General features: G+C 66.8%; 2 protein-coding genes. Both read right to left on the bottom strand.

The window, feature by feature from the left end; genetic code table 11:
- Positions 1-492: 492 nt before the first annotated feature.
- Positions 493-1,683, bottom strand: a complete 1,191-nt coding sequence (locus L2A60_RS20195; RefSeq protein ID WP_235706253.1) for an IS91 family transposase — start codon at positions 1,681-1,683, stop codon at positions 493-495.
- Positions 1,684-1,692: 9 nt separating this feature from the next.
- Positions 1,693-2,553, bottom strand: a complete 861-nt coding sequence (locus L2A60_RS20190) for a site-specific integrase (RefSeq protein ID WP_235706252.1) — start codon at positions 2,551-2,553, stop codon at positions 1,693-1,695.
- Positions 2,554-2,781 lie beyond the last annotated feature (228 nt).

Here is a 2,781-nt window from a genome sequence, read left to right as displayed (position 1 = left end):
GCCCTTCAACTTCGCCAAATCAGGCCAGACTAAAAACACTGCCTGACCCAGACCTATCGGTCGCGCTCCACCGCACGGACAGGACCCCCTCCCAAGGCTGGTGCAGAGAAATGCGCGCTTACGGAAAACGGTCGCGCCGGAATCTGGAGGCTTCTGTGAGGTCGCGCGACACAGAACCCCCCGCGCGACGGATGCGCGACCTCATTGAAGCCGGATTGAACTGAACCGCGGGCCACAGGCGCTATGGGCGTTGTATGGCGCGTGCTGCTGTCAAAAACAGCGCCAGCGTGTCGCGCCTTCCCGGTTTGGTGCCAGGGATGAGCGATGCGCTCTTCGTGCTGCGCTGACCCCCCGCCGTGGTGGACATGCGGGATCCGGCAATAGGTTCGGCGGACGGCACAAACGCAGCAATCGGCCGAGGCTCTGCGTTGCCGATACCAGCGTCGGTTTTGGTAGCGGGCAGGTAGTGTAGATTGTTTTGGCCACGGTTGGTCATGAGCTGTCGCACCAGAACGGGGGGCGCGGTGGCGGTCGCGACGGCAGAACGCCGCACTCCTGCATCGGGCCGCCGCAATTTGGACAGATGGCGAGATCGTGTCCGGTCAGGCGGCGGTGACGCTTGCGGTAGTCTTCAACCGGCGACGGTTCTGGCTTGGGTGCCGCCAGCAAGGCGCGGCACAGCGCGAGCTTGGCAGCGCGATGGCCGTTGGCGAGAAACCCGACATGGCGGATGCGGTGGAACCCGTCCGGGACGGCGTGTAGCAGGAACCGCCGCATGAATTCCTCGGCTGCCAGCGTCATTACCTTGGTCTTTCCCTCCTGGCGGTAGTCTTTCCAGGTGAAGCCGACTCGGCCGTCGTCGATCCCGGTCAGCCGGCTGTTGGCGATGGCAACGCGATGGGTGTAGCGGCCAAGATAGGCGAGCACCTGGTCGGGGCCGGCGAAGGGCCGCTTGGCGTAGACCACCCACTCGACCCCGCGCAGGGCAGTGACGCACGCAGCAAACGCGGCGGGTGCCATCAGAGCCGTCAGCGCGCCGGAGAAGCGCAGATCGCCCGCCGCGAATGCCACCCGCAGCCGCGCCAGGAACAGCGTGCGGAACCGCCGGGAGATCACCCGCACCGGTAGGAAGAACCCCGGCCGGCACGACACCCAGCGCGTCTGGTCCGGCGCCAGGCCGCCTCCGGGGACGATGCAGTGCAGATGCGGATGGTGCTGCAGCGCCTGGCCCCACGTGTGCAACACAGCCACCGCGCCCACCTCCGCGCCGAGGTGGCGCGGGTCGGCGGCGATCGCGCGCAGCGCCTCCGCCGCGGCGCGGAACAGGATGGCGTAGACCACGCGCTTATTGTGGAACGCGATGTCCGCGACCTGCGGCGGCACGGTGAAAACCACATGGTAGTAGGGCACCGGCAGCAGTTCGGCTTGGCGTGCCTCGAGCCACTCGGCACGGGCCAGCCCCTGACACTTCGGACAATGCCGATTGCGGCAGGAGTTGTAGGCGTGGCGGACCAGCCCGCAATCACCGCACTTCTCGACGTGCCCGCCGAGTGCAGCGGTGCGGCATTGCTCGACCGCTGACATGACGCGCCGCTCGACCCGGCCGAGATGAGCGCCATGGCTGCGCCGGAACGCCTCGCCGTGGCGGCGGAACACGTCCGCCACCTCCAGCGCCGGACGCATCGCGGCCCCTCAGTGCGGCGGCGTCACCTCCAGCCGCAACCGGTCGAGCGGACTCGGCGTGCAGCGGATGGTGCTGGTGGCGACCTGCGTGTAGCGCGCCGTGGTGTTCAGGCTGCTATGTCCGAGTAACGCCTGGATGATACGGATGTCGGTGCCGCTCTCCAGCAGATGGGTGGCGAAGCTGTGCCGCAGCGTGTGGACCGTCACCCGTTTGCTCAGGTCAGAAGCGGCGCAGGCGGAGCGGCAGGCGGCGTGCAGCACGGTGGGGCTGATCGGATGCTCGCCATCTCGGCCCGGGAACAGCCAGTGCGTGGGACGTGCCAACCGCCAGTAGGACCGCAAAATGCCCAGCAGTTGCGGCGAGAGCATGACGTAACGGTCCCGACCGCCTTTGCCCTGCTCGACGCGGACGACCATGCGGCTGCTGTCGATGTCGGCGACCTTGATGCCGGCCGCCTCGGAGGCGCGCAAGCCAGCCGCATAGGCCGTGGTCAGCGCGGCGCGGGCCTTGAGGCTGGGCACCGCCTCAAGGAAGCGCACGACTTCGTCGGCTCCCAGCACCACAGGTAATTTGCGCGGCGTGCGGGCATACGGGATACGCTCAGGCAGGTCGGCCTGCTTGAGCGTCACGCCATACAGGAACCGAAGCGCACAGACGGTCTGGTTCAGCGCCGGCCACGAAATCCCGCCAGCGACGAGGTGAACCTGGAAGGTACGCACATCCTCCAGGCCAAGCCGCTCCGGCGAACGGCTGAAAAAACGGCCGAATTTGGCGACCGCGTGAACGTAGGATCGCTGGGTTGCCGGCGACAGATTGCGGACCGTCATGTCCTCGATCATGCGGCGGCGCAGGGGGCTTATCTCGGTCATCGGGGGTCTCCCGTTCCAGGGTTGCGGGGAAGCACCCGAACCCTGGCAGACCAGCCAGCCACCCTTCCAAACAGAACCGCGATTACCGCGTCAGCGGTTTAGTTCAATCTAAAGGTTTCTGTGAGGTCGCGCACCGTTGGCGCCGTGGCACGAGGTTGAGGGCGACCTCATTGAAACCGGATTGAACGAAACCGCGGGCCGTGAGGCAACTATGGGGAGAGTTGCCTT

The organism is Acidiphilium iwatense (genome assembly GCF_021556475.1).
Taxonomy (GTDB): domain Bacteria; phylum Pseudomonadota; class Alphaproteobacteria; order Acetobacterales; family Acetobacteraceae; genus Acidiphilium; species Acidiphilium iwatense.
This window is presented reverse-complemented; position numbering and strand designations above follow the sequence as displayed.

Coding starts and splice junctions, on each gene's coding strand:
- L2A60_RS20195 (WP_235706253.1), bottom strand. CDS start 1,683: ATGCGTCCGGCGCTGGAGGTGGCGGACGTGTTCCGCCGCCACGGCGAG.
- L2A60_RS20190 (WP_235706252.1), bottom strand. CDS start 2,553: ATGACCGAGATAAGCCCCCTGCGCCGCCGCATGATCGAGGACATGACG.